Consider the following 23,590-nt stretch of genomic DNA (forward strand, 5'->3'; position numbering starts at 1 on the left):
GGGGACCGGCTCCTAGAAATCGGGTCGAGCGGAGGCGTGCTCGCCGGCCCGGCCGGGGTAGCGGTCGTGGCCGGCGAGGGAGGCGAAGTCCCCGGCGTTGTACTCGTCGACCTCGACGGCCTCTTCGGCGCAGACCGCGAGGTATTCGCCGGTCGTGCCGCACAGGCGCGAGAACCCGCCCGCGCGGGAGAGCCGCCACCACTCCGCGGCTTCGGCCAGCGCCGGGCCGAGTGCGGTGCCGGCGTCCTTCAGCTGCTGCGCGAGTTCGGCGGTGCCGTCGATGAGCGTCACCGTCTGCGCGTCGACCTCGGATTCGACGTCGAAGAGGATCGCCACGGACTGGTGGACTTCCTCGGGCTCCATGGTGAAGACGTCAGCGCCGGCCATGAGCGGCCTCCGTCGCGCTGCGCCCGTGGGCGATCGGGTGGGCGAGGCACCTGGGATCCAGTGTCATGCGGTTTCTCCGGGGGAAGTGGAGCGGGACCGTTGCTCACTGTATCGAGCCCGTGCAAGCGATGGGGCGCATGACCCGGATGTCGAGAACCGATTGTTTTGCGACGGCGTGCGGAGCGGCGCCGCCCGGTCGCGTTCGCGACGCACCGGGCGGCGCGTGGCCGGGGGGATGTCAGGGTCGGTCGCGGTGTGGGCGCCCCGGACGCCGAGGCGCGGGCACGCCGATGAGCCGCGGCCTTTCAGGCGCGGCCGGGTGGGGGCCGGTCAGGACCAGTGCGGGGGTCGGTCCGCGAGGAGGTCCAGGTCGCGCAGCGAGAGCTGGGATTTTCGGGGCTTCGCGACCGCTTCGCCCCAGCCTCGGTCGGTGTCGTCGGAGGTCTGGTCCGGGAGCACCGAGAAGTCCTCGTCGAGCTCGACGGAACGGTCGTCGTCGGAGACTGCCATGCCTCCGACTGTACTGCAGCCGAGCCCGGCGGCTTCAACAAAGCGGCCCTGAACACCCGGTGAACGGGTGTCCAGGGCCTGCGGTGTCAGCCGGCCTGGCCGACCAGTTCGTAGCCGGCCTCGTCCACGGCCTCGCGGACCTGCTCCTCCTGGAGGGCGGTCTCGCTGGTCACGGTGACCTTGCCGGTCTCCAGGGCCACGTCGACGCCCTTGACGCCCGGCAGCGCGGAGAGCTCCTGGGTGACGCTCCCGGCGCAGTGGCCGCAGGTCATGCCTTTCACGACGTACACGGTTTCCATGTCGACTCCTGTCGGTGTTCAGGTTCTGAGCAGTCGGGCCACCGCGTCCGAGGCCTCTTTGACCTTGGCTTCGGCGGCGGTCGGGTCACCGGAGGTCTGCGCCTCTGCGACGCAGTGGGCCAGGTGGCCTTCGAGGAGGTTGAGCGCCACGGCCTGGAGTCCCTTGGTGGACGCCGAGATCTGGGTCAGGATGTCGATGCAGTACTCGTCCTCGTCGACCATCCGCTGGATGCCGCGGATCTGGCCCTCGATGCGCTTGAGGCGGCGCGTGAGCGCGGCCTTGTCGCCGTGGTACCAGTAGTGCTGCGCGTCACCGTGGTCGTGGACCTCGGCGTGGTTCGCGGATTCGTGAGCCATGTCGTTTCCCTCCAGTGGTCAGTGTATACCCCTGAGGGGTATCGCGGCAACTGCTCGTCATGCCGGTGCAGCGGCCCGTAGTATTCCGTGCCATTGTGCGAGAAATTCTCCCCCCGCCCTTGTCAAGGCCCACAACGGCCTCTAACGTGAAGCCCGTCGCGCCGGTACCCCGGAGGCACCCCGCCCCCGCCGCGCGGCCCCGCCGAATCGGTGAAGCCCCAGTCATGGCGAAGCGTGCGAGCCGGAACCTGGCGCTGTGTCACCGAACCGGGGAACCAGCAGTCGGCCGCTCAAGCCCGGCCGACGGGGTGAATCGCGCCCCCAGCGCGTAGGGCGACCCTTCCTTCCGCCCGAACCCGACAGCTAACCCGGTAGGCGGCCAAAGGAAGGAGCGCATCCCTGGTGCGTACCCGTCGTATCGCCGCCGCCTTCGCGGCCGTAGCACTGCTCCCCGCGACCGCGGCGCTGCTCACCGCCTCCCAGGCGTCCGCGCAGACCAGCGAGGAGATCCAAGCCGAGATCGACGAGCGCAGCCACGAGCTCGAGAAGATCATCGAGGACTACAACGCCAAGCGCGAGGAACTCGAGGACGCCAACCAGCTCATCGACGAGATCGAGGCGCAGCTCCCCGCCCTCGAGGCGGCCGCCGCCGAGGCCCGCGAAGCCGTCGCCGACTACGCCGCGACGGCGTACACGGGCGGCGACATGGCGATGTTCAACTCCGTCCTGGACGGCGACCCCTCCGACTTCGCCGACCGGCTGATGTACCTCGACAACCTCACCGCCGCCGGGAACGAGGCCCTCGCGGCCAACCTGGCCGAAGTGGACGCGCTCAAGACCCGCCAGGCCGAGCTCGAGGCCCTGCAGGCCAGCGCCGACGAGATCCTGGCCGAGATCGACGAGCAGAAGGAGACCATCGAGGCCGAGATCGAGGACCTCGAATCGGACTACGAGGACGCCTACGCGGAGGAGAACCCCGAACCGGACTGGGGCGACTACTCCGGCGACTCCGCCGTGGTGGGCTTCGCCTACGACCAGCTCGGCGAGCCGTACGTGTACGGCTCCGCCGGCCCGGACTCCTGGGACTGCTCCGGTCTCACGCAAGGGGCGTGGGCCGCGGCCGGGGTCTCGCTCTCGCACAACGCGGCGATGCAGTGGGACGAGACGGCGCGGATCTCCCGCGACGAGCTCCAGCCCGGCGACCTGGTCTTCTACAACGACCTCGCGCACGTGGGCATCTACATCGGCAACGGGGAGATCATCCACGCCCCGAACTCGACCACCGTGGTGAAGATCGTCGACATCGACTACGGCGGCTCCATCGTCGGCTACGGCCGCCCGTAATCGCGAACGGCCCGGGCCCCTCCGGGGGCCCGGCGCAGACGCCCCGGCGACGGCGGTCGCCATTGCCGACCCGCTGCTGACCCGCAATGCGCCGGCGTCGTCGCCGGGGACCACGACATCGTAACGACACTCGTGCGGACGGCTTCGGCCGTCCGCACGAGTGTCGTTTCCGGCCAAGGTCATTCGGCGACGGGCGCCTGGGACTCCCAGTCGAAGCGCCGGCGCCGGCCCGTGCCGCCGCGCTGCCAGGGCCTGGGGCCTTCGAGGGGCCGGTAGCCGATCCCCATGGCGTGCAGGCGGTCAAGGTGCGCCTCGAGCCGGTCGAGCACCGAGTCCGCCTGCCGGACCTCCGGGTTCGTCCACGCGACCTCGGCGAAGACGGCCATGCGCGGGAACGCGGCGTACTCGACGTCGCGCGGGGTCGGCAGGTACTCCGACCACAGCTGGCACTGCGCGCCGAGGATCCTCGACTCGTCGACCCCGGGCGGGGCCGGGTCCCAGGCGGCGACCTTCTCGACCGGGGTGTGGCCGTGGATGCGCAGCGGCTCGTCCTCGCCGTCGCTCTCGTAGTAGTCGAAGTAGACGTGCGTCTGCGGGCTCACCAGCACTTCGTGCCCGGCGGCGAGCGCCTTCTTCACGTAGGCCTCGGCGCGCCAGACGGCGACGGCGGCCTCGGGGGGCGCGCCGCCGTCGAGGATCTCGTCCCATCCGATGACGCGCTTGCCCATCTTGGTGAGGTGGTCGCAGAAGGCCCGGGTGAACCAGGCCTGGACGCCGTGCACGTCCTCCAGGCCCTCCTGCTCCATGAGCGCCTTGGCCACCGGAGAGGACTCCCACTGGGTCATGGGCACCTCGTCGCCGCCGATGTGGACGAACGGGCCGTCGAAGACCTCGCCGATCGCGGTGTAGGCCTCCAAGGCGAAGTCGAGCGCGGCCTGCGTCGGCTCCAGGACCTCCTCGAAGACGCCGAACGTGGGGCAGACGGGCTCGTTCTGGCCGGCGCCGAGCTCGGGGTAGGCGGCGAGGACCGCGCGGGCGTGGCCGGGCAGGTTCACCTCGGGGACGATCATGATGTGGCGCTCGCGCGCGTAGGAGGCGATCTCGCGCAGGTCCGAGACGGAGTAGTGGCCGCCGTGCGGGGTGCCGTCGTAGCCCTGCGCGTCGCGGGCGTGGCCGACCACGGTCTCGGCGCGCCAGGAGCCGATCTCGGTGAGCTTCGGGCGCGTGGGCACCTCGAAGCGCCAGCCCTGGTCGTCGGTGAGGTGCAGCTGGACGACGTTGAGCCGGTGGAGCCAGGCCCGGTCGATCATCTTGAGGACGAAGTCCTTGGGCTGGAAGTGCCGGGCGACGTCGAGCATGACGCCCCGCCAGCGCAGGCGCGGTTCGTCGGCCACCGACACGAGGGGGACGAGGGGCGCGGCGGCGGGGGCTTCGCGGAGGGCGTCGGCGGGGAGGAGCTGGCGGAGGGTGGCGATGCCGCGGGCGATCCCGGCCGGGTGGGCGGCGACGAGGTCGACGCCTTCGTGGGTGACGTCGAGGCGGTAGGCCTCGGCGGCGGTGGTGAAGTCCTCCGGGCGCTCGCCTTCGAGGGCGAGGCGCAGGACCCGGTTGTCGGCGCCGGCGTCGCCCGCGGCGCTGCCGGTGACGGTGAGGCGCAGGCCGGTGCCCCGGGCGAGGAGGTCGGACAGGAGCCAGGCGAGGGAGCGCAGCTCGGGGTCGGCGGCGATGGCGCCGAGGGTGCTCAGGTCGAGCTCGCCGTCTGCGGCGGTGAGCTGCTGCGGCTGCGGGATCAGCGAGATACGGCGCTGCATGTGCGGGGGCTCCTGTGTTCGTCATGTGCGGCCGCACGGCCCGCACGGGGCCGTGCCGGCGGGGGACGCCTGAGGCGGCGGTGCGTCCCCGACCGAATTAGTTCAGTTTATTTATAATATAGGGCCGCGCCGCGGTCGGCCAGTGCGAGCGTGCACTTGGCTGACCGCGGCGCGCGGTGCGAGGTCGCTGCGGTGCTCCGGGCGCGGCCCTCAGCGGACCACCGGCAGCTGCTGCGTCCGGTCGATGTCCGAGCCGTCGCGCTGCTTGTTGATCGGCAGCGGCGCCGACTCGGACTCGAAGACCCCGCTGGAGGACGGCGAGTCGAACACGGCCAGCGCGGACGCGTCGAAGCCGGTCCCGGTCGAGGGCGCGTCGAAGCCGCTCGGCGAACGCGACGCCTGCGAGACCGTCGGCTCCTCCTCGCCGGAGACGAGGCCGAGCTGGCGGCGCAGGTCGGTGAGGTTCGAGCCGGCGCTGTCGCGCTGGCGCGTCAGGGCCTCGACCTCTTCGGCGAGCGGGTGGACGCGCTCGGCGGCGCGCTCCACGGCGGAACGGCGCAGGCGCTCGGCCTCCTTCACGGCCTCGGCCTTGACGATCTTGGCCTGCTCCACCGCGCGGTGGAGGGCGTCCTTCGCCTGCTGGTCGGCCTCCTCGCGGCGTTCGATGGCCCGGTTCTCGGCGCTGCGCGAGCGCTCCTCGGCGAGCGCGAGCCGGTCCTCGGCCTCGGCGACGATCCGCTGCGCGGTGGCGATGGCCTGCTGGTGGCGGTCGGCCTCCTCCTTCTGGGCGCGCTCGCGCCGGTCGGCCTCGGCGAGGAGGAGCTCCTGGGTCTTCTTCTTGCGGTGCTCGGCGGCCTCGGCCAGGAGCCGCTGGGCGGCGCCCCGCTGCTCGTCCGCCTCGCGGGAGGCCAGGGCCTTGAGCTCGGTGACCTCGCGTTCGGCCGTGGCGCGCTGGACCGCGATCTCCCGCTCGGCCTGCGAGCGGCGCTTCTCGGCCTCGGTGCGCGACTGGCTCTGGGCGGTCTGGGCCTCGCGGTGGGCGTCGGCCAGGGCCAGGTCGTGGTTGCGGCGGGCGTTCTCGCGCAGCTCGGTGGTCTCGTTGACCGCGCGGGCGCGGATCTCGGTGACGTCCTGATCGGTGGTGGCGGTGATCTCGGCGGCCTCCGCGTGGGCGGTGCGCATCATCGTGTCCGCTTCGGCGCGGGCCTCGTGCAGCATCGACGCGGCCTGGCGCTTCGCGTCGGCCTTCTGGACCCCGGCGTCCTGCTCGGCGGCGCGCAGGATCTTCTCGACGCGCGCGCCGAGTCCGGCCAGGGTCGGGGCCTCGGCCTCGGCGATCTGCGTGGCCCGGTCCGTGACGCGGCGCTCCAGGGCCTGGATCCGCTCCTCGGCCCGGCGGAGCTGTTGCTCGGCGGCCTCCAATGCCCGCGACGCCTCGTCGCGGTGCTGCTCGTGGGTCTTGATGTTCTGATACAGCCGGGAGGTGAACTCGTCGACCTGGTGGCGGTCGTAGCCGCGCATCGAGACGGCGAATTCGGGCCCGGATTCCTCGAAGAATTTCGACATGGTCTTCCAGAGTCACAGGAAACGGTTGATGAATCATGATCACGCCTGAAGGACCTGAAATCGGCGATGAACACGCCCGGCCCGCGTGTCGTGCCGAAAACGTCCAGCGCACGAATATGAAAGGGCCTCGACAACGGTCGAGGCCCTCTACTGTGTTCGATTCGTTAGCGGACGCGGTCGGTCTCGTCCTCGAAGTCGCCCATGATCTCCTCGAGGAGGTCCTCCATGGCGACCAGGCCGGTGATCTCGCGGTCCGCCCCGTGGACGAGGGCGAGCTGGGCCCGCTGGCGGCGCATGAGCGCGACCGCGGCCGCCACCGTGGTGTCCGCGCCGACCAGCAGCGGGGCCGCGGCCAGGTCGGCCACGCTCACGCCCGGCTCGGCCTGCACGGCCACGCGGACGTGGACCAGCCCGATCGGGCGCTCGTCGGCGTCGACCACGACCAGCCTCGAGCGGCCGGTCTCGCGGCTGCGCTCCTCGGCCTGGACGGCCGTGGACCGGGCCGGGATCGTGACGACCTGCGCCCACGGGATCGCGAGCTCGCCGACCGCGCGGCGCTGCACTTCGATGGCGTGCGTGAGCATCTGGTGCTCCGGCTCGCCGAGCATCCCCGCCTCCGCCGAGGACCGCAGCAGGTAGCGCAGCTCCTCGGGCGAATGCGCCTGCGCCTTCTCGTCGGCCGGCTCGACCCCGAAGGCCTTGAGGATCACGTTCGCGCCGTGGTTGAGGCCCAGCAGGATCGGCTTGGTCAGCCACACGTAGCCGGTGAACGGCCAGATGAGCGCCATCGCCGAGGCCTCCGGGTGGGTGATCGCCCAGGACTTGGGCATCATCTCCCCCACGACCATGTGCAGGAACACCACGATGAGCAGCGCGATCGTGAACGCGATCGGATGCGCCGCGGCCTCGAGCCCGAGGTGCTCCAGCGGGACCTCGATCGCGTGCGCCAGGGCCGGTTCGGCGAGCGCGCCCAGGCCGACCGTGCACGCGGTGATGCCCAGCTGCGCGCCCGCGAGCATGAGCGACAGGTTCCTGGTGCCGCGCAGGGCCGCCCGCGCGGCGCGCGAGCCGTCCTGTTCGAGCCGGTGCTGCCGGGAGGCCACGAGGGCGAACTCGGCGGCCACGAAGAACGCGTTGGCGGCCAGCAGGAGCACGGAGATCAGCAGTGCGGGGGCGGTGCTCACGAGGCCACCTCCAGGGACTGCGGCCGCAGCTCGACCGCCTGCGGCACATGGCGGGAGCAGGAGACGACGACCATGCGGACCCGCGTCACGCGGTCCCGGTCGTCGTCGTCCGAGTCGCCGATGCGCGGGACCGTGTCGACGTCGACGGTGTCGCCCGGGTGCGCGATGCGGCCGAGTTCGGCCATCACCAGCCCCGCGATGGTCTCGTAGTGCTCCCCCTCGGGCAGTTCGATGCCGGTGGCGTCGGCGACCTCGTCGATGCGCCAGCGCCCGGGGATGAGCCAGGCGCCGCCCGCGAGCGAGACCGGGACGGCCTCGAAGCGGTCCTGTTCGTCGCGGATCTCTCCGACGAGCTCCTCGGCGAGGTCCTCGAGGGTGACGATCCCGGCGAAGCCGCCGAACTCGTCCACGACGCAGGCGAGCTGCCGGTGCTGGCTGCGCATGCGCTCCAACAGGGTCGGCAGCGGCAGGGAGGCGGGCACGAGCAGGGCCGTGTCGGCGACCTCGCCGACGCGCACGCGGGCGCGCTCCTCGCGGGGCACGCCGATGATCTGGCCGATGCCGACCACGCCGCGCAGGTCGTCCACGTCGTCGCCGACCACGGGGAAGCGCGAGTGCCCCCCGGCGAGCGCTGCCACGGCGTCGGCCACGGTGGCGTCGGCCGAGAGCGTCTGGACGTTCACGCGCGGGGTCATGGCCTGGTCGGCCACGGTCTCGGAGAAGTCGAGGCCGCGGTCGAGCAGGTCGGACAGGGCCCGGTCGAGGGCGCCCTCGTCGCGGGAGACGTCGATGATGCGGTGCAGGTCCTCAGGGGTGGCGTTGTGCTCCAGCTCCTCGACGGGCTGGATGCCCAGGCGCTTGAGCAGCTTCGTGGAGGCCGCGTCGAAGAACCGGATGATCGGCCCGCAGATCGTCAGGTAGGCCTGGGTCGGCGCGGCCAGGACCAGCGCGAGCGCCTCGGTGCGGGCGATCGCGAGGTTCTTGGGGCCGAGCTCGCCGAGGATCATCTGGACGACGTTGGCGAACAGGAACGCGAAGGCGACGCCGACGGTCACCGAGACGGCGGCCGGCACCCCCGCGACGCCGAGGAGGTCGGCCAGGCCCCGGCCCAGGTAGGGCTCGGCGAAGAAGCCGACGAACAGGGCGGTGACGGTGATGCCCAGCTGCGCGCCCGAGAGGGCGAACGAGAGCGAGGAGCAGATCTTGAGGGCCCGGCGGGCCCGGGCGGCCCGGCGGGCGTCGCCGTCGTTCGCGAGGTCCTCGAGCCGGGACCGGTCGACGGCGGTGTAGGCGAATTCGAGCGCCACGAAGAAGCCCGTGGCGGCGGTGACTACCAGGATAATGGCGAGTCCGATGGCTATGAGCAACGCTCAAGCCCCCTCAGCGGCTCCGATGCCCGGAGCCGACTGCCGCTGCCGGGCCGGGGACTTCGATGTCGTCGTCGTTTTCGTCGCATGGGCCCGATCTTAACGGGACGGGGAGGCGAGGCAAGCGGTCATCTTTGTTCGCCCCGCCACAGGACGATGTCGGTCTTGCGGCCGAACGGGCCGGCCATCGCGCGCAGTTCGGCGAGCTGGGCGCGGGTGCGGTGCAGCTCCTCGACGAGCTCGTCGACGGCCGCGGCGGCCTCGGCGCGGACGGCCTGCACCTCGCGTTCGAGGTCCATGATCCGCTTGATCCCGGCGAGGTTCACGCCCTCGTCCTGGCTGAGGCGCTGGATCTCCCGCAGGCGGGCGACGTCGCGGACCGAGTAGCGGCGGCCCCCGCCGGGCGTGCGGGCGGGCTCGACCAGGCCGAGGCGGTCGTACTGGCGCAGGGTCTGCGGGTGCATCCCGGCCATCTCGGCGGCGGCCGAGATCGCGAGGATCTTCGCGTCGTAGTCGATCTCCTCGCCCGCGGGTCCCCGCTGGCGGTAGGCGATCTCGATGCGCACCTGGCGGCGGGAGCCCATGTCGACGGTGCGGTCGACCGGGCGATCGGCGGAGCCGTCGGACGGGCCGGAGCCCGTGCGGTCCGAGGCGGTCACGGTTCCCTCCCTCGCTTGGAACGGTTCGGCGCCGCGGCGGACGCCGGGTGTGCGCCGGTGCCGGTCCGGGCGCCGGCCGCCGCGTGCGGCACGACGCCGCATCGGCGGACGCCCGCGCGTCCCGCGTGCGCGCCGGACGCGGCGATCGTTTCGGCGGCGCCGCGGCGCCCCGCCGCCGGCGCGGTGCGGGCGGCGCCGGCGCGAGGCCCCCCTTGCAACGTCATTGGCCCGTCAGCTCTTCCAGCTTCGAGCGGTCGGCCGCGGGAGCGGCGGCCGCGTACTTCTCCAAGGCGTCGCGCGCCTCGGCCGAGAGCGAGCTGGGCACTTCCACGTCCACCGTGACGAGCAGATCGCCCTTGCCGGGGACGCCGCGGCCCTTGACGCGGAGCACGCGCCCGGTGGGGGTCCCCTCGGGGATCCGCAGGGTCACGGGTCCGTCGAGCGTCGGCACCTTCACCTTCGCGCCCATCGCCGCCTCGTGGAAGGCCACCGGCAGGCGCAGCGTCACGTTGTCGCCGTCGCGGGCGAACAACGGATGCGAGCGCACGGCCACCTTCACGAGCAGGTCGCCCGCGGGGCCGCCGTGCTCGCCCGGGGCGCCGCGCCCGGCCAGGCGGATCGACTGGCCGTCGCCGATGCCCGCGGGCACCCGCACGGTGATCACGCGGTCCCGCGTGGTCGCGCCGGTGCCGCCGCAGTCGGGGCACGGGTCGGTGACCACGCTGCCGGTGCCCTCGCAGTCGGGGCACGGCTGCGCGAAGCTGAACGCGCCCTGGTTCTCCGTCACCAGGCCCCGGCCGTTGCAGCGGGGGCAGGTGGACGGCGCGGTCCCGGGCTTCGCGCCCGAACCGCGGCAGGTCTCGCACTCGCCCGGGGCGCGCATCCGGAGCTCCGTGGTGGTGCCCTTCACCGCGTCGGCGAAGTCGAGCGTGATGTGGGTGCGCAGGTCGTTGCCGCGCGCGCTCCCGCTGCGGCGTCGATGCGCGCCGCCGCCGGTGCGGGAGAACAGGTCGCTGAACAGGTCCGAGAACCCGCCGCCGGCGCCGCCGCCGCCGAACAGGTCGTCGAAGTGGACCCCCTGGCCGCCGCCCATGCCGCCGAAGCCGCCGCGGCCGGACTTCATCAGCTGGATCTGGTCGTACTCGGCGCGGGCCTTGTCGTCGTGGAGCACCGAATAGGCCTCCGAGACGCCCTTGAAGCGGTCCTCGGCGGTCGGGTCCGGGTTGTGGTCGGGGTGCAGCTCGCGCGCGAGCTTGCGGTACGCCCGCTCGATGTCCTTCTTCGAGGCGTCCTGCGGCACGCCGAGTATGGCGTAGAAGTCCTTTTCAAGCCATTCCTGCGATGCCACCGGACGCCTCCTTCACTGCGCTCGTACTGGCGGGCCGGACGCCGGGCCGGGTCCACACTCGGTGGAGCCCGCCCCAGCGTCCGCGCACTGCTTACTGCTTCGGTTGTCCTTCGTCGCCGCCGTCGGTCTCGCCGGCCTCGGCGGTCCCGTCGGCGTCGACCGCTTCGGCCTCGGCCCCGTCCTCGGACGGCTCCGGTTCGGCGGCCTCGGCCCGGTCGGCCTCGGACCCCTCGGCCGCCTCGTCGTTCGACGGCTCGTCCTCGGCCTGCTCGGCCTTCGCCGGTTCGTCCGCGGCGTCGGCCGGGGCCTCCGGCTCGTCCGCCGCGACGTCCGGTTCGGGCGCGGCCGTCTCCTCGCTGGGCTCGGCGACGGCCACCAGGGCCGGGCGCAGCAGCTTGTCGCCGAGGCGGTAGCCCGAGCGCATCACGTCGATGCACGTCGGTCCGTCCACATCGGGCATCTGCATGTGCGCCACGGCCTCGTGGACCTGCGGGTCGAACGGGTCGCCCTTCGCCCCGAAGGCCTCCAGGCCGTGCTTGGCCAGCGCGCCCGCGAGCTGCTCGGCCACGGAACCGAAGGGGCCGTTGAGGTCCCCGTGGTCCCGCGCCCGGTCCAGGTCGTCGAGCACCGGCAGCAGGCTCTGGAGCACCGCCGCCGTGGCCAGCTCGCCGGCGCGGGACTTGTCCCGCTCGACGCGCTTGCGGTAGTTCTGGAACTCCGCGGTGATCCGCTGGAGGTCCCGGGTCCGTTCCTCGAGCGTCGACTGGAGGACGGCGACCGCGTCGTCCGCGGCCTGTCCGTCGTCCGAGGCGGCGGCGAGGATGTCGTCGACCGTCAGATCTTCCGAGGCGTCCTCGCCCTCGGGCGGCGGCTGGGCCTCGCCTTCGTTCGGCTTGTTGTCCTCGTCAGTCACTACTTCTGGTCCTTGTCGTCGTCGACGATTTCGGCGTCGACGACGTCGTCGGCGCCCGGAGCGCCGGTGTCGCCGGTCGGCTGCGAGCCCTGCTCGGCCTGCGCCGCCGCGTACATGGCCTGCCCCGCTTCCTGGCTGACCTTGGAGAGTTCCTCGGTGGCGGTCTTGATCGCCTCGACGTCGCTGCCGCCGAGAGCGCCCTTGAGGGCGCCCGTGGCGTCGTTGATCCGGCCCTTGAGGTCCTCGGGGATCTTGTCGCCCGACTCGGCCAGCAGCTTCTCGGTCTGGTAGACCAGCGACTCGCCCATGTTGCGGGCCTCGGCCTCTTCCTTGCGCTGCCGGTCCTCCTCGGCGTGCTCCTGGGCCTCGGCCATCATCCGCTGGATGTCGTCCTGGGCCAGGCTGGAGCCGCCGCTGATGGTCATCGACTGCGCCTTGCCGGTGGCGGAGTCCTTCGCCGAGACGTTCACGATGCCGTTCGCGTCGATGTCGAAGGTGACCTCGATCTGCGGGACGCCGCGCGGCGCCGGCGGCAGGCCGGTGAGCTCGAAGGTGCCGAGCTTCTTGTTGTAGGCCGCGATCTCGCGCTCGCCCTGGAAGACCTGGATGAGCACCGAGGGCTGGTTGTCGTCGGCGGTCGTGAAGACCTCCGAGCGCTTGGTCGGGATCGTGGTGTTGCGCTCGATGAGCTTGGTGAAGATCCCGCCCTTGGTCTCGATGCCGAGGCTCAGGGGCGTGACGTCGAGGAGCAGCACGTCCTTGACCTCGCCCTTGAGGACGCCGGCCTGGAGGGTCGCGCCGATGGCGACGACCTCGTCCGGGTTGACGCCCTTGTGCGCGTCGCGGCCGATGAGGCGCTTGACGAGCTCGGAGACGGCCGGCATGCGGGTCGAGCCGCCGACGAGGATGACGTGGTCGATCTCGGAGACGTTGATCCCCGCGTCCTTGACGGCCTGCTCGAACGGCTTCTTGCAGCGGTCGAGGAGGTCGGAGGTCATCTGCTCGAACTCGGCGCGCGAGAGCGAGACGTCCAGGTGCAGCGGCCCGTCGGGGCCGGCGGTGATGTACGGCAGGTTGATCGAGGTCTGCGTGGCGCTGGAGAGCTCGATCTTGGCCTTCTCGGCGGCCTCCTTGAGGCGCTGCATGGCCATCTTGTCCTTCGACAGGTCCACGCCGTACTGGCCGTTGAAGGTCTTGACCAGGTGCTGGATGACCCGGTCGTCCCAGTCGTCGCCGCCGAGGTGGTTGTCACCGGAGGTGGCCTTGACCTGGATGACGCCGTCGGCGATCTCCAGCAGGGACACGTCGAAGGTGCCGCCGCCGAGGTCGAAGACGAGGATGGTCTGCTCCTCCTCGCCCTTGTCGAGGCCGTAGGCCAGGGCCGCGGAGGTCGGCTCGTTGATGATGCGCAGGACGTTGAGGCCCGCGATCTCGCCCGCCTCCTTGGTGGCGGTGCGCTGCGCGTCCGAGAAGTAGGCCGGGACGGTGACGACCGCGTCGGTCACGTTCTCGCCCAGGTAGGCCTCGGCGTCGCGCTTGAGCTTCATGAGGATGCGCGCGCTGATCTCCTGCGCGGTGTACGACTTGCCGTCGATGTCGACGGTCCAGTCGGTGCCCATGTAGCGCTTGACGGAGCGGATGGTGCGGTCAGGGTTGGTGACCGCCTGGCGCTTGGCCACCTCGCCCACCAGCACTTCGCCGTTCTTGGCGAAGGCCACGATGGACGGCGTGGTCCTCGCCCCCTCGGCATTCGTGATGACCGTGGCCTCCCCGCCTTCGAGGACGCTGACCACGGAGTTCGTCGTGCCGAGGTCGATACCGACCGCACGTGCCATGTTGATCTCCTGACGTAGTCGAACAGATATCTCACTGTCTCAAGCGGCCGGGCGGGAACCCCGAACCAAGTTGAGCCGGATAGACTCAATGTTCGACCTGTGGATATCGACTGTCAAGCTGATCGCAGCGTTTGTGATGAAATACACTAAAGTTGAGTCGGGTCGACTCAACTTCGTCGAATTCACCGGCGGGCGCCGGCCGGGACCGCTCCTGCCGCCTCGCAGCATTCGGTGAGGAGGTCGTCCGCGATCCTCCAGGTGTCGCACGGCCACGCCTGCTTGCAGGAGGCGCAGTCGATGCCGAGCAGCTGCTCGGGGAGATGGTCGCGCCACATCGCCGAGGCCAGGGCCCAGCCGGTGATCTCGGGGATCCCCGCAGGGGCCTCCAGCGGCGGCGGCGCTTCGACCGAGAAGAGCTTCGAGGGCTGCTCGCGGCGGGAGCGGCGCGAACGCGCGGGGATCGGCACCATCATCGACGCCTGCTCGGCGGCGTCGGGGGCGTGGGGATCGGCGGTATGACGCGAACGGCGGGGCAGTGCGGCGCGCTCCTGACGCGGCAGCCCGCGACCGCCGTCCGGCGCGTCGGAGTCGTGGGACGCCGGCCTCGCTGAATGCTGCATACTCACGCTATCTCCTCATTCGCCTTCGCTTCCGTACCCTGCGCACACCTTGTCCGGATTAACGGTCGAGCAGGCCGTAAGGACACGGGTCCGAGCATTCGGCACTCTAATGCGCCTGCGCCCGACGCGAACGGCGACGAACTCGCGGCCATTCGCGGATCACACGCAACATGAGATCGACTTCGATTCACGGCGTGCATTCGGCCGAGGCGAGGGGTAGCCTGGTCCGCATCGGCCCAAACTCGCGTCCCACTGTGACGCGTTGGGAGCCAGGCGCTTCGGCGGACCGCCGGAGGGGTCGGCCGTACGTTCTCCAAGAAAGGTAACGGAAGCCGCACTCTTCGCGGCATACCGGGAGCGAGCTGGGGTTTCACGCTCGTGTCGGAACCGAAGCTTGCGTTAACTTTGGGTTACCGCGTCCGTTTTGTCGGAGAACACCCTTTTCGCGTGTGGCATCATGGAAGTATGCAATCACCTTCAGAAGAAGTACAATGGACAGTTGACGGTGGATTGATCACTCCCTACTTCGAGACCAAGACCACCTTTCGGCGCAGCATCGGCGCCGAGCATCTGCGCGAGCACGTCTACATCTACGGCCTCGAGCTGAACGGCGACGGCGAGATCGCCATGCGGTTCCGCCCCGAGCACCGCCACCAGCACGCCGAAGCCTCCCTCACCATCCGCGTCGACGAGTCCAACTGGGTCAAGACCGGCGCCGAGTACCTCGGCGGCCAGCACCTCGTCTCCACGGTGACCACGCGCGAGCTCACCAACTGGTCGCTCTCGCCCGTCGACACCGAATCCGACGAGATCTGGCTCCGGCTCATCCGCGCCGGCGGCACCATCACCGTGGCCCACGCCGACGACGGCGTCGACTACACCACCATCGCCTCCACCTACCTCCCCGGCGGCGTCCCGGCCCTGGCCGGCATCGCCAGCTCCAGGCCCGTCTCCGAGAGCTTCTGGGACGCGGCGCAGGACCTCGACATCGACCTCGGCTGAAGCCGAGCACCCAAGAGCCACAACTTGACGCAGCGCACCGACGGTGGGGCCGGCGAGCGCTGAGCATAGAGGTCGGGCCCGGTGGGAACTCACCGCCGAGCGACCGGTCCGGCGGACCCGACCTGTGTGCTCAGCTCGATCCCCGCGAGCAGGCGGTACGGACGCGAACGGCGCGATCGGAGGCGAATGCAACCGATCGCGCCGTTCACTGCGTATCTGAGAGTGCGGCGCCCGGCTTGGTCACCGGGCGCCGCCCGTTCACGGCTCCGCCGGCATGCGCCGCGGGGCCTTCGCGCTCACTCGAAGAGCAGGGCGTACGTCTGGAACGCCGTCGCCACCTCCACCTGGTGCCAGTAGCGGTGGTAGTCGAACTCCGGAGCGGGGCCCGTGCAACCGCCGTCGATGTACGCCTGGACCTGGTCCCAGCCCTCGAAGTCGCGCATGAACGAACGCGTCTCGATGAACGTGACGCCGTTCTCCAGTACGTCGCCGTTCGGCATGGTGCCCGTCCAGCCCTCGGGGATGTAGACCTCGTCGCCGAAGCGGCAGTAGTCGGCCCGCGCCTCGGTCTGGGTCACGCCGATGCCGTCGTTGACGGCCCACAGCGCGTCCAGCAGGTTCGACGCGGCCGTCTGCGAGGCCGTGTCACCGGTGGCGGCGGCGTGGTACGACAGGATCTTCGCGAACGCGCCGGCCACACCCGGGTCCTTGGACATGCTGGTCACCGAAGCGGACAGGCCCGCACCGGGCTCGCCGTTCCATTCCAGGTCGCCGGGGATGCTGTAGTCCGTCGCGCTGATCTCGCTCTCGGACAGGGCCCAAGCGACCCAGTCGTCGAGGATCTCGCAGGCGCGGGCGTCACCGGTGACCTGGCAGTACTGCGCCACGCGGTCCATGCCCCACGCCTGGAAGCCGAACCAGCGGTTCGACGGCGGGTCGTGCCAGACCGGCTGCTCGTCGTAGTACAGGCCCGCGTGCTCGGCCGAGGTCGTGGGGTTGCCGTAGTGGCCGCCCCAGTTGTTCGTCGCCCCGCCCGCGATCGCGCCGGCGCCCGGCGACCCGGCCGGAACCTGGAGCCACTCCAGGAAGTCCAGCTGAGCGTCGAGGCTCTTGGCCCAGTCGCTCGCCGCGGTCGGCGAGTCGGGCTCGAGGCCGCCCTCGGAGAGGGCGTACGCGGCCATGGGGTTCTGGTAGCCCTGGTGGACGCCGGAACCGCCGATGCGGAACGACCAGTCGCCGTTCATGCCCGCGCCCCAGGAGTAGTACCAGGAGAGCAGGTAGTGGAACGAGTTCTTGCCGTTGCCGTCAGGGCAGTTGTCGATGCCGATGCAGTCGCCCGCGATCTGCTTGAAGTACTTGTCCGCGAACGCGTACCGCAGGAAGTCGCCCATCTTGGACGCCCGGTCCACCGATTCGCTGACCGCCGACTCCTGGCCCTGCTCGGCCGCCCACTGCTGGGCGGTCCAGGCGAGCTGGATGGCGCGCGCGTCGGCGTCGGGAGCCGCGGTGTAGCGCTCCTGCCGCGAGTACTGCGAGTCGCCCACGAACAGGTCGAGGAAGCCGTTCGGACCGCCGAAGTCGAAGGTCTCGCACGACGGGTGCCCGATCGTCTCCCACGTCGACTCCTGCGAGCCGCGCTGGAAGGTGTTCATGTACGCCGGCTCGGTCGTCCCGTCGCCGCACTCGCCGAAGCCGTAGGCGTTGTCGACGTCCAGGAGCCAGTGCATGCCGTAGATCTGGTTGGAGCCGTAAGTGTTGCGCAGCTCCGCCCCGATCGGGTCCGAACCGACCGACGCGTCGAAGTCCAGCTGCGTCGGATAGTCCGTCACGTCGCCCGACTCGGGCGCGTAGGAGGCCGGGGAGTTCGGGTCGTACGAGGTCGGGTTCAGGTCCGGGATCGCGTACTGCTCGGTGATGTCCCAGGACTCGTTGTACCCCGACCAGTCGCCGGTGACCTGCCCGTAGGCGGCCTCGAGCCACATCAGGTAGCTCAGGGCCTCCGAGGTGGTCTGGTGACCGTAGTCCGGCGCCTCGACGATGAGCTCCTCCACCGAGTGGTAGGGGACGCCCGTCTCGTGCAGGTACGGCGAGTCCGGCCCGGTGAGCTGGTCGTACATCTCGAGGAAGCGCTCCTCGTTCTGCGTGACCTCGCCGAGGTCGGCGATGGTGACGACCACCTGGAGCGACTCGTACCCGGGCGAGGAGACCGTGAAGGTCGCCGAGTCGCCGGGGGCCGCGTCGGCACTCGCGCTGAAGGTGACCGGCTTGGGCGCGCTGTCGCCCGCCGCGAAGCTGAGCGAACCGCCGGCGGACACCGAGATGGCGCTCGAACCGGAGGTCCGGGCGGTGGTGACCGTGGCGGCCGAGTCGGTGGCGGCCGAGAAGCCGACGTCGACCGAGGCCGTGGCCCCGGCCTCGACGACGACGTTCGAACGCGAGACCGTCAGCTCGGGGTCGGTGGTGGAGCCGTCGCAGGACTCGCCGTTGACCTTGACGCCGGTGGGCGCCGTGGCGGAGCCCGAGCCGATGAAGCCGAAGACCTCGCGGGACTGGCCGCTGGCGATCGACCCGTTCCAGCCCACGTCGGAGCCGGTGAAGTGGCTCCCGCTCTGGCTCCAGTCGACGTTCCACGCGTTGGTGACCTGGGTGCCGGACGGGAAGTCCCATTCCAGGTCCCAGCCGTTGAGGCCGGCGTCGCCCGCCGTGATGACGACGTTGGCCTGGAAGCCCCCGCCCCACGTGGAGATGACGTTGTATTGGACCCCGCCGCAGTACTGGGCGGCGAATGCCTGGGGTGCGGCCACCGCGGCGAGGGTCCCCACGAGGGCGACCGGCAGCGTCACCGCCGCGGCACGGCGCCATCGGCGCCGGGGCCGCGGCGGGGCCAGATTGTCGAGTTCCATTATGGCTACTCCTGTGGGTGGTGTGTCCGTTTCCGTGGGAGCGCTCATGCCGGGTCGAGCCGCTTCGAACCGCACGAGTGGAACGAAACGGACCGCGTTGCGGAAGCGCTCCCAGGCCATGCTCCCAAGCGTCATCCCTGTATGTCAATACATCGACATCTCTAAATTTCTACGCAGACGGCCGGGCCGGCTCTGATTTGGCAAACATTTTTCCAGCTCAATGCCCTGGTCATCCGCTTTCATAGTTATGAATCTGCGACCTTCGATTTATCAGCGATGGACAGCGGCGTAACAAGCGAGTAACGACCCTCACACCCGGGCTTGCGCTGTAGAACACGCTCCCGTACGATCCTGGTATCGCTCCCAAGGGCGTACGCCTCGGCGGTTTCAGTCGCGGGGCGCTGTGGATCCACGGCGCCCCGCCTCGCTACCGCGAGTCGTGGCAACGCAATCGATTCCCTCATAGCCCCTCTGTGAAAACGCGGCGCCGCCGAGGCGCCTGGAAGGAACCACTGAAGATGCATCTCCTCAAACGACAGCACGGCAGGGTGGCCCTCGCGGCCGTCGCCGCGGGGGCGCTCGCGGTCACCGCCGCCTGCTCCGGCAGCGACGACGGCGACGGCGGCGACGGCGGCACCACCGAAGACGGCAAGATCCAGCTCACCGTCTCCGTGTTCGGCACCTTCGGCTACACCGAAGCGGGCCTGGAGGCCGAGTACGAGGCCCTCCACGACAACATCGACGTCGTCATCGAAGGCGACGGCGTCAACTTCGACCAGGAGTTCCGTCCCACCCTGGAGACCAACCTCGAGACCGGCTCCGGCGCCGGCGACGTGGTCGGCATCGACGAGCAGGGCGTCGTCCAGCTCTTCAGCAACCCCGACCACTGGTACGACCTGGGCGCCGACTACTCGGACCGCTCCGCCGACTACGTCGAGTGGAAGTGGGACCTCGGCCACACGCCCGACGGCAAGCTCGTCGGCTTCGGCACCGACGTCGGCGGCATGGGCATGTGCTACCGCAGCGACATCTTCGCCGAGGCCGGCCTGCCGACCGACCGCGAAGAGGTCGCCGCCGCCTGGGCCGACTGGGACGGCTTCAAGGCCGTCGCCCAGCAGTTCGTCGACTCCGGTGTGGACGCCGCGTTCCTCGACGGCCCGACCCAGCTGCAGAACATGCTCCTGGGACAGCTAGCCGGCACCGGCGACGGCCAGATGTACGTCGACGCCGACGGCAACCTGACCCTCGACTCCGCCGCGGCGCAGACCTCGGTCAACACCATCCTCCAGCTCGAGGAGATGGGCGCCATCGGCAACTTCGTCTCCTGGAGCGAAGAGTGGATGGCGGGCATGGCCGAGGGCGGTTACGCCGTCATGCCGTGCCCCGGCTGGATGGCCGGCGGCGTCATCGCCCAGAACTCGGGTGAAGAGAACGCCGGCAAGTGGGACATGGCCGCCGCGCCCGGCGTGGCCGGCAACTGGGGCGGTTCGTGGCTGGCGGTCCCCGCCCAGTCCGAGCACCCCGAGGAGGCCGCCGAACTGGCCGCGTGGCTGACCGCCCCGGAGCAGCAGATCAAGGTCTTCGAGGCCGTCGGCAACTTCCCGTCCTCGCCTGAGGCGCAGGCGGACCCGAAGGTCGCCGATTCCACCAACGAGTACTTCAGCGGCGCCCCGGTCGGCCAGATCATCGGCGCCTCGGTGCAGAGCTTCCCGCCCCTCGAGTACTCGTACTACCACCCGCCGGTGAAGAACGCGGTCGAAGGCGTGCTCAACGGCGTCGTCGACGGCACCTTCCAGCCTGACGAGGCCTGGCCGCAGATCGAGTCGGCCGCGGAAGAGGCGATCCAACTCGCGGGCTCCGGCCTGTAGGCCTCCCGCGGGTCGGCCCGGCGGCACCTGCCGCCGCCGGGACCGGCCCCGGGTCCGGTGCCGCTGAGGCCGAACCCCTTCGGACTCAGCGCCGCTCGACCCAGTGCCGCCGAGCAGCGGGACCGCCGCCCGACCGTTCCCCGCATCGGTCCGGCGGACCGCCCCAGGACCCGGTCCCCCTCGGCGGCACCGTGTCGGCCCGCCGCGCCCCAACCCGCGGCGGGCCGGCTCCCCCCGAAGCTCCGCCCCGGCGGAACCGGCACCGCAGGGCGGCCGACCCGCGGCCCACCGCAAGCGTTCGCCGTGACGACAAGGAAGCATCCATGACCACCCGCACCGCACCGGGCCTGAGCTGGCGTCAGCGGCTCACCCGCGCCGACGTCAAAGCCACGCCGTACGCGCTGGTCGCCCCCTACTTCATCCTGTTCGCCGTCTTCGGCCTGTTCCCGATGGTGTACACGCTGTACGCCTCGATGCACGCCTGGAAGCTCGGGAACCCCACCCGCGAGTTCGTCGGCCTCGACAACTACACGTTCCTCCTCACCCAGTACGACCGCTTCAACTGGTCGGTCCTCAACACGCTCGGCATGTTCGTCATGGCGACGATCCCGCAGCTGGTCTGCGCGCTCATGGTCGCCAACGCCCTCAACAAGCGCCTGCGCCGCCCCATGATGTGGCGCATGCTCGTACTGGCCCCGATCGTGACCTCCGTGGTCGCCGTGGGCGTCATCTTCGCCCGCATCTGGGGCGAGCAGTACGGCATGGTCAACGGCTTCCTCGAATTCATCGGCCTCGAGGGGGTCAACTGGCAGGTCGGCCGCCTCTCCTCCTGGTTCGCCATCTCATCCATGGTGGACTGGCGCTGGATGGGCTACAACGCCCTGATCTACCTGGCCGCCATGCAGACCATCCCCAGGAACCTGTACGAGGCCGCGACGGTCGACGGGGCCACGGCCCGCCAGCAGTTCTGGAAGATCACCGTCCCGCAGCTCAAGCCCGTCATCATCTTCACCGTCTTCGTCTCCTCCGTCGGCGGCATGACCCTGTTCGTCGAGCCCATGATGTTCGGCAGCGGACGACTCGACGGCGGCGCGAACGGCCAGTTCCAGACCACCGCGATGGTCCTGGTCGACATCCTGCGCAGCCACGGCAACTACGGCATCTCCGCCGCGGCCGGCTGGCTCCTGTTCCTGGTGATCGCCGTGGTCGCCATCATCAACTTCCTCGTCGTCAACCGCATCCAGGGGAACAAATGAGCACCGCCACCGCCCCCAGCCCGCTTCCCCCGGTTCCCGAGGCCCCGGAGGAGCAGCCCGCGCGCAAGCGCCGCAAGCGCGAGGTCGAGTCCGGCGAAGGGCTCTTCGCCCCCTCGATGCTGACGCGCCTGGGCCTCATCGGCGTCGCGCTGCTCTCGATCTTCCCGCTCTACTGGATGATCGTCATCGCCTCGCGGATCTCCTCGGACGCCTCGGGCTTCCCCCCCGCCCTGATCCCCGGCGGCAACCTCGGCCAGAACATCCAGGACGCCCTCACCAACCCCGAGGCCAACCTCCTGCTGGGCCTGCGGAACTCGCTCATCATCACCGGCACCGTCACCTTCTCGGTGGTGCTCATCTCGACCCTCGGCGGCTTCGCGTTCGCCAAGCTCAGGTTCCGCGGCTCCAAGATCCTCATGGCCACGGTCCTGTTCTCCATGATGGTGCCGCTCCAGCAGCTGGGCATCGTGCCGCTGTACATGGTGATGGTCGAACTCGAATGGCTCGACACGCTGCAGGCGGTGATCCTGCCGTTCCTGGTCAACGGGTTCGGGATCTTCATGATGCGCCAGTACGTCGAGCAGGCCGTCCCCGACGAGATCATCGAGGCCGCCCGCATCGACGGCGCCTCCACGATCGGCATCTGGTGGCGGATCGTGCTCCCCGCCCTGCGCCCGGCGATGGTGGTGCTCGGACTGCTCACCTTCATGCTCAACTGGAACGAGTTCCTGTGGCCGTTCATGGTGCTGAGCAACGAGAACCCCACGATTCAGATCGCCATCCGGCAGATCTCCACCGCCACGTGGTCAGCGGACCTGTCGATGATCTTCACCGGCACGCTGATCTCGATCATTCCCATAGCGATCCTGTTCGTCGTGTTCGGACGGCAGATCGTCAGCGGCATCATGGAAGGTTCCACGAAGTAATGAGCACACCGATCGACGAGGACGCGCTCGCGTCCAGATTTCCAACCGCGTTCGCATGGGGCGCGGCGACCTCCTCCTACCAAGTCGAGGGCTCGACCGACGCCGACGGGCGCGGGAAGTCCATCTGGGACCGGTTCGTCAACGAACCGGGCCGGGTGGTCGACGGGTCCAACGGCGACACGGCGATCGACTCCTACCGCAACATCGCCGGCGACGTCGCCACCATCAAGGCCCTCGGGCTCGGCAGCTACCGGTTCTCCCTGTCGTGGCCCCGGATCTGCCCCGACGGGGACGGCCGGGTCAACCAGGCCGGCCTGACCTACTACTCCAAGCTGGTGGACGCCCTCCTCGCGGAGGACATCACCCCGTGGATCACCCTCTACCACTGGGACCTCCCGCAGACCCTCGAAGACGCCGGCGGGTGGCCCGAGAGGGCCACCGCCGAGCGCTTCGGCGAGTTCGCGCGGATCGCCCACGAGGCCCTGGGCGACCGCGTCAAGCACTGGATCACCGTGAACGAGCCCTGGTGCGCCGCGTTCCTCGGGTACGCCTCGGGCGAGCACGCCCCCGGGCGGCGCGAACCGGCCGCCTCGATCGCCGCGGCCCACCACCTCATGCTCGGCCACGGCCTCGCCGCCCGCGCCATCAAGGCCGCGGACCCGGACGCGGTCGTGAGCATCGGGCTGAACTTCTACCCCGTGCACGCCGCGAGCGACGCCCCCGTCGACCTCGACGCCGCGCGCCGGGTCGACGGCGTCCAGAACCGCTGGTTCACCGACGCGGCCCTGCGCGGGGTCTACCCCGAGGACATCGTCGAGGACTTCAAGGCCGTCACCGACTTCTCGTTCGTCGAGGACGGGGACATGGCCCTCATCCACGCGCCGATCGACGTGCTGTCGGTGAACTACTACAGCCGTTTCACCGTTACCGGTAACGGCGGTGCGACCTCCGCTTCCGCGGCCCCCACCGGCGCGGGATCGGCATGGCCGGCCAACGAGCACATCGGCTTCGTCTCCTCCGGGCTCCCCGTCACCGACATGGGCTGGGAGATCGAGCCGGCCGGGCTCACCCAGATGCTGGTGCGCCTCCACACCGGCTACCCGGAGGTGGCCCTCGCGGTCACCGAGAACGGCGCGGCCTTCCCCGACAAGATCGAGGACGGCGCGATCCACGACCCCGAACGGCTCGAGTACGTGCAGGCCCACCTGGCCGCGTGCGCCGACGCCGTCGAGGCCGGGGTCCCGCTCGTGGGCTATTTCGCCTGGTCACTGGCCGATAACTTCGAGTGGGCCTGGGGCTACACCAAGCGGTTCGGACTCGTCTACGTCGATTTCGAGACCGGCGAGCGCACGATCAAGGACTCCGGCCACTGGTACGGCGACCTGGTGCGACGCGCGCGTACGAACCGTGAGGCAGAATAGTTCCACGCAACCGA

Annotated in this window: 19 protein-coding genes, 1 pseudogene and 1 riboswitch; of the genes and pseudogenes, 6 read left to right on the forward strand and 14 right to left on the reverse strand. The window is 70.4% G+C overall.

Translation table 11 applies throughout. The annotated features are described in order from the left end of the window. Positions 1 to 12 precede the first annotated feature (12 nt). The 4 genes from K3N28_RS16185 to K3N28_RS16200 form a co-directional block, all read right to left on the reverse strand. Positions 13 to 387, reverse strand: coding sequence for a hypothetical protein (locus K3N28_RS16185; RefSeq protein WP_228093584.1), 375 nt, complete (start codon positions 385 to 387; stop codon positions 13 to 15). A 330-nt stretch (positions 388 to 717) separates the two neighbouring features. Continuing rightward, positions 718 to 897 (reverse strand): hypothetical protein, encoded by a 180-nt coding sequence (locus K3N28_RS16190; protein ID WP_228093585.1) that lies wholly within the window; start codon positions 895 to 897, stop codon positions 718 to 720. 86 nt (positions 898 to 983) lie between these two features. Next, on the reverse strand, positions 984 to 1,196 hold the full coding sequence (locus K3N28_RS16195) for a heavy-metal-associated domain-containing protein (protein ID WP_228093586.1): 213 nt from the start codon (positions 1,194 to 1,196) through the stop codon (positions 984 to 986). Positions 1,197 to 1,214: 18 nt separating this feature from the next. Beyond that, entirely contained in the window at positions 1,215 to 1,553 is a 339-nt protein-coding gene (locus tag K3N28_RS16200) for a metal-sensitive transcriptional regulator (protein ID WP_228093587.1), read from the reverse strand. Between the two features lie 242 nt (positions 1,554 to 1,795). Then, a riboswitch (cyclic di-AMP (ydaO/yuaA leader) is annotated at positions 1,796 to 1,947 on the forward strand. Positions 1,948 to 1,955: 8 nt separating this feature from the next. Here K3N28_RS16200 and K3N28_RS16205 point away from each other — a divergent pair. Next, on the forward strand, positions 1,956 to 2,897 hold the full coding sequence (locus K3N28_RS16205; RefSeq protein ID WP_228093588.1) for an NlpC/P60 family protein: 942 nt from the start codon (positions 1,956 to 1,958) through the stop codon (positions 2,895 to 2,897). Between the two features lie 179 nt (positions 2,898 to 3,076). Here K3N28_RS16205 and K3N28_RS16210 read toward each other — a convergent pair whose 3' ends face one another. The 9 genes and pseudogenes from K3N28_RS16210 to K3N28_RS16250 all read right to left on the reverse strand — a co-directional run bounded on the left by K3N28_RS16210 (position 3,077) and on the right by K3N28_RS16250 (position 14,206). Further along, a complete protein-coding gene (locus tag K3N28_RS16210; protein ID WP_228093589.1) occupies positions 3,077 to 4,708 on the reverse strand; it encodes a beta-N-acetylhexosaminidase in 1,632 nt (543 codons plus the stop codon). 210 nt (positions 4,709 to 4,918) lie between these two features. Further along, complete coding sequence (locus tag K3N28_RS16215; protein WP_228093590.1) at positions 4,919 to 6,274, reverse strand: hypothetical protein; 1,356 nt, start codon at positions 6,272 to 6,274, stop codon at positions 4,919 to 4,921. Between the two features lie 164 nt (positions 6,275 to 6,438). Then, positions 6,439 to 7,458, reverse strand: a complete 1,020-nt coding sequence (locus tag K3N28_RS16220; RefSeq protein WP_228093591.1) for a hemolysin family protein — start codon at positions 7,456 to 7,458, stop codon at positions 6,439 to 6,441. Then, entirely contained in the window at positions 7,455 to 8,825 is a 1,371-nt protein-coding gene (locus K3N28_RS16225; protein ID WP_228093592.1) for a hemolysin family protein, read from the reverse strand. Before K3N28_RS16225 ends, K3N28_RS16220 begins: the two co-directional genes overlap by 4 nt. A gap of 128 nt (positions 8,826 to 8,953) precedes the next feature. After that, the gene (locus K3N28_RS23375; protein WP_304608731.1) at positions 8,954 to 9,484 is read right to left on the reverse strand and encodes a heat shock protein transcriptional repressor HspR; all 531 of its coding nucleotides are present in this window, start codon (positions 9,482 to 9,484) and stop codon (positions 8,954 to 8,956) included. Between the two features lie 220 nt (positions 9,485 to 9,704). After that, positions 9,705 to 10,832, reverse strand: coding sequence for a molecular chaperone DnaJ (gene dnaJ, locus K3N28_RS16235; RefSeq protein ID WP_228093593.1), 1,128 nt, complete (start codon positions 10,830 to 10,832; stop codon positions 9,705 to 9,707). Positions 10,833 to 11,190: 358 nt separating this feature from the next. After that, positions 11,191 to 11,745, reverse strand: a pseudogene (gene grpE / locus K3N28_RS16240) (nucleotide exchange factor GrpE); the annotation flags it as partial. Continuing rightward, positions 11,745 to 13,580 carry a molecular chaperone DnaK gene (dnaK, locus tag K3N28_RS16245; RefSeq protein ID WP_228093595.1) on the reverse strand — a complete coding sequence of 612 codons (1,836 nt, stop codon included), beginning with the start codon at positions 13,578 to 13,580 and terminating at the stop codon, positions 11,745 to 11,747. The gene dnaK and the pseudogene grpE, both read right to left, overlap by 1 nt. 182 nt (positions 13,581 to 13,762) lie before the next feature. After that, positions 13,763 to 14,206: a hypothetical protein gene (locus K3N28_RS16250; protein WP_228093596.1), complete on the reverse strand. Its 444-nt coding sequence runs from the start codon at positions 14,204 to 14,206 to the stop codon at positions 13,763 to 13,765. Positions 14,207 to 14,710: 504 nt separating this feature from the next. Between K3N28_RS16250 and K3N28_RS16255 the strand changes: the two genes are divergently transcribed. Next, positions 14,711 to 15,202, forward strand: a complete 492-nt coding sequence (locus K3N28_RS16255) for a DUF1349 domain-containing protein (RefSeq protein WP_228093597.1) — start codon at positions 14,711 to 14,713, stop codon at positions 15,200 to 15,202. Positions 15,203 to 15,498: 296 nt separating this feature from the next. Here the strand turns inward: K3N28_RS16255 and K3N28_RS16260 are convergent, their stop codons facing one another. Further along, complete coding sequence (locus K3N28_RS16260; RefSeq protein WP_228093598.1) at positions 15,499 to 18,105, reverse strand: glycoside hydrolase family 48 protein; 2,607 nt, start codon at positions 18,103 to 18,105, stop codon at positions 15,499 to 15,501. A gap of 518 nt (positions 18,106 to 18,623) precedes the next feature. On the opposite strand from K3N28_RS16260, the gene K3N28_RS16265 reads away from it, so the two are divergent. From K3N28_RS16265 to K3N28_RS16280, 4 genes are all read left to right on the forward strand, one after another. Further along, positions 18,624 to 19,973: an ABC transporter substrate-binding protein gene (locus K3N28_RS16265; RefSeq protein WP_228093599.1), complete on the forward strand. Its 1,350-nt coding sequence runs from the start codon at positions 18,624 to 18,626 to the stop codon at positions 19,971 to 19,973. A gap of 323 nt (positions 19,974 to 20,296) precedes the next feature. Next, positions 20,297 to 21,229 (forward strand): carbohydrate ABC transporter permease, encoded by a 933-nt coding sequence (locus K3N28_RS16270; protein ID WP_228093600.1) that lies wholly within the window; start codon positions 20,297 to 20,299, stop codon positions 21,227 to 21,229. Continuing rightward, complete coding sequence (locus tag K3N28_RS16275; RefSeq protein ID WP_228093601.1) at positions 21,226 to 22,155, forward strand: carbohydrate ABC transporter permease; 930 nt, start codon at positions 21,226 to 21,228, stop codon at positions 22,153 to 22,155. Before K3N28_RS16270 ends, K3N28_RS16275 begins: the two co-directional genes overlap by 4 nt. Beyond that, positions 22,155 to 23,576 carry a GH1 family beta-glucosidase gene (locus K3N28_RS16280; protein WP_228093602.1) on the forward strand — a complete coding sequence of 474 codons (1,422 nt, stop codon included), beginning with the start codon at positions 22,155 to 22,157 and terminating at the stop codon, positions 23,574 to 23,576. Before K3N28_RS16275 ends, K3N28_RS16280 begins: the two co-directional genes overlap by 1 nt. Positions 23,577 to 23,590: the final 14 nt, after the last annotated feature.

Source organism: Glycomyces sp. TRM65418 (genome assembly GCF_019710475.1).
Classification (GTDB): Bacteria; Actinomycetota; Actinomycetes; order Mycobacteriales; family Micromonosporaceae; genus Glycomyces.

What these genes read in the sequence shown, in the direction of transcription:
- K3N28_RS16190 (WP_228093585.1), bottom strand. Translation starts at nt 897, where the DNA reads ATGGCAGTCTCCGACGACGACCGTTCCGTCGAGCTCGACGAGGACTTC.
- K3N28_RS16270 (WP_228093600.1), top strand. Translation starts at nt 20,297, where the DNA reads ATGACCACCCGCACCGCACCGGGCCTGAGCTGGCGTCAGCGGCTCACC.
- K3N28_RS16185 (WP_228093584.1), bottom strand. Translation starts at nt 387, where the DNA reads ATGGCCGGCGCTGACGTCTTCACCATGGAGCCCGAGGAAGTCCACCAG.
- K3N28_RS16265 (WP_228093599.1), top strand. Translation starts at nt 18,624, where the DNA reads ATGCATCTCCTCAAACGACAGCACGGCAGGGTGGCCCTCGCGGCCGTC.
- K3N28_RS16260 (WP_228093598.1), bottom strand. Translation starts at nt 18,105, where the DNA reads ATGGAACTCGACAATCTGGCCCCGCCGCGGCCCCGGCGCCGATGGCGC.
- K3N28_RS16275 (WP_228093601.1), top strand. Translation starts at nt 21,226, where the DNA reads ATGAGCACCGCCACCGCCCCCAGCCCGCTTCCCCCGGTTCCCGAGGCC.
- K3N28_RS16280 (WP_228093602.1), top strand. Translation starts at nt 22,155, where the DNA reads ATGAGCACACCGATCGACGAGGACGCGCTCGCGTCCAGATTTCCAACC.
- dnaK (WP_228093595.1), bottom strand. Translation starts at nt 13,580, where the DNA reads ATGGCACGTGCGGTCGGTATCGACCTCGGCACGACGAACTCCGTGGTC.
- K3N28_RS16200 (WP_228093587.1), bottom strand. Translation starts at nt 1,553, where the DNA reads ATGGCTCACGAATCCGCGAACCACGCCGAGGTCCACGACCACGGTGAC.
- K3N28_RS16210 (WP_228093589.1), bottom strand. Translation starts at nt 4,708, where the DNA reads ATGCAGCGCCGTATCTCGCTGATCCCGCAGCCGCAGCAGCTCACCGCC.
- K3N28_RS16195 (WP_228093586.1), bottom strand. Translation starts at nt 1,196, where the DNA reads ATGGAAACCGTGTACGTCGTGAAAGGCATGACCTGCGGCCACTGCGCC.
- K3N28_RS16215 (WP_228093590.1), bottom strand. Translation starts at nt 6,274, where the DNA reads ATGTCGAAATTCTTCGAGGAATCCGGGCCCGAATTCGCCGTCTCGATG.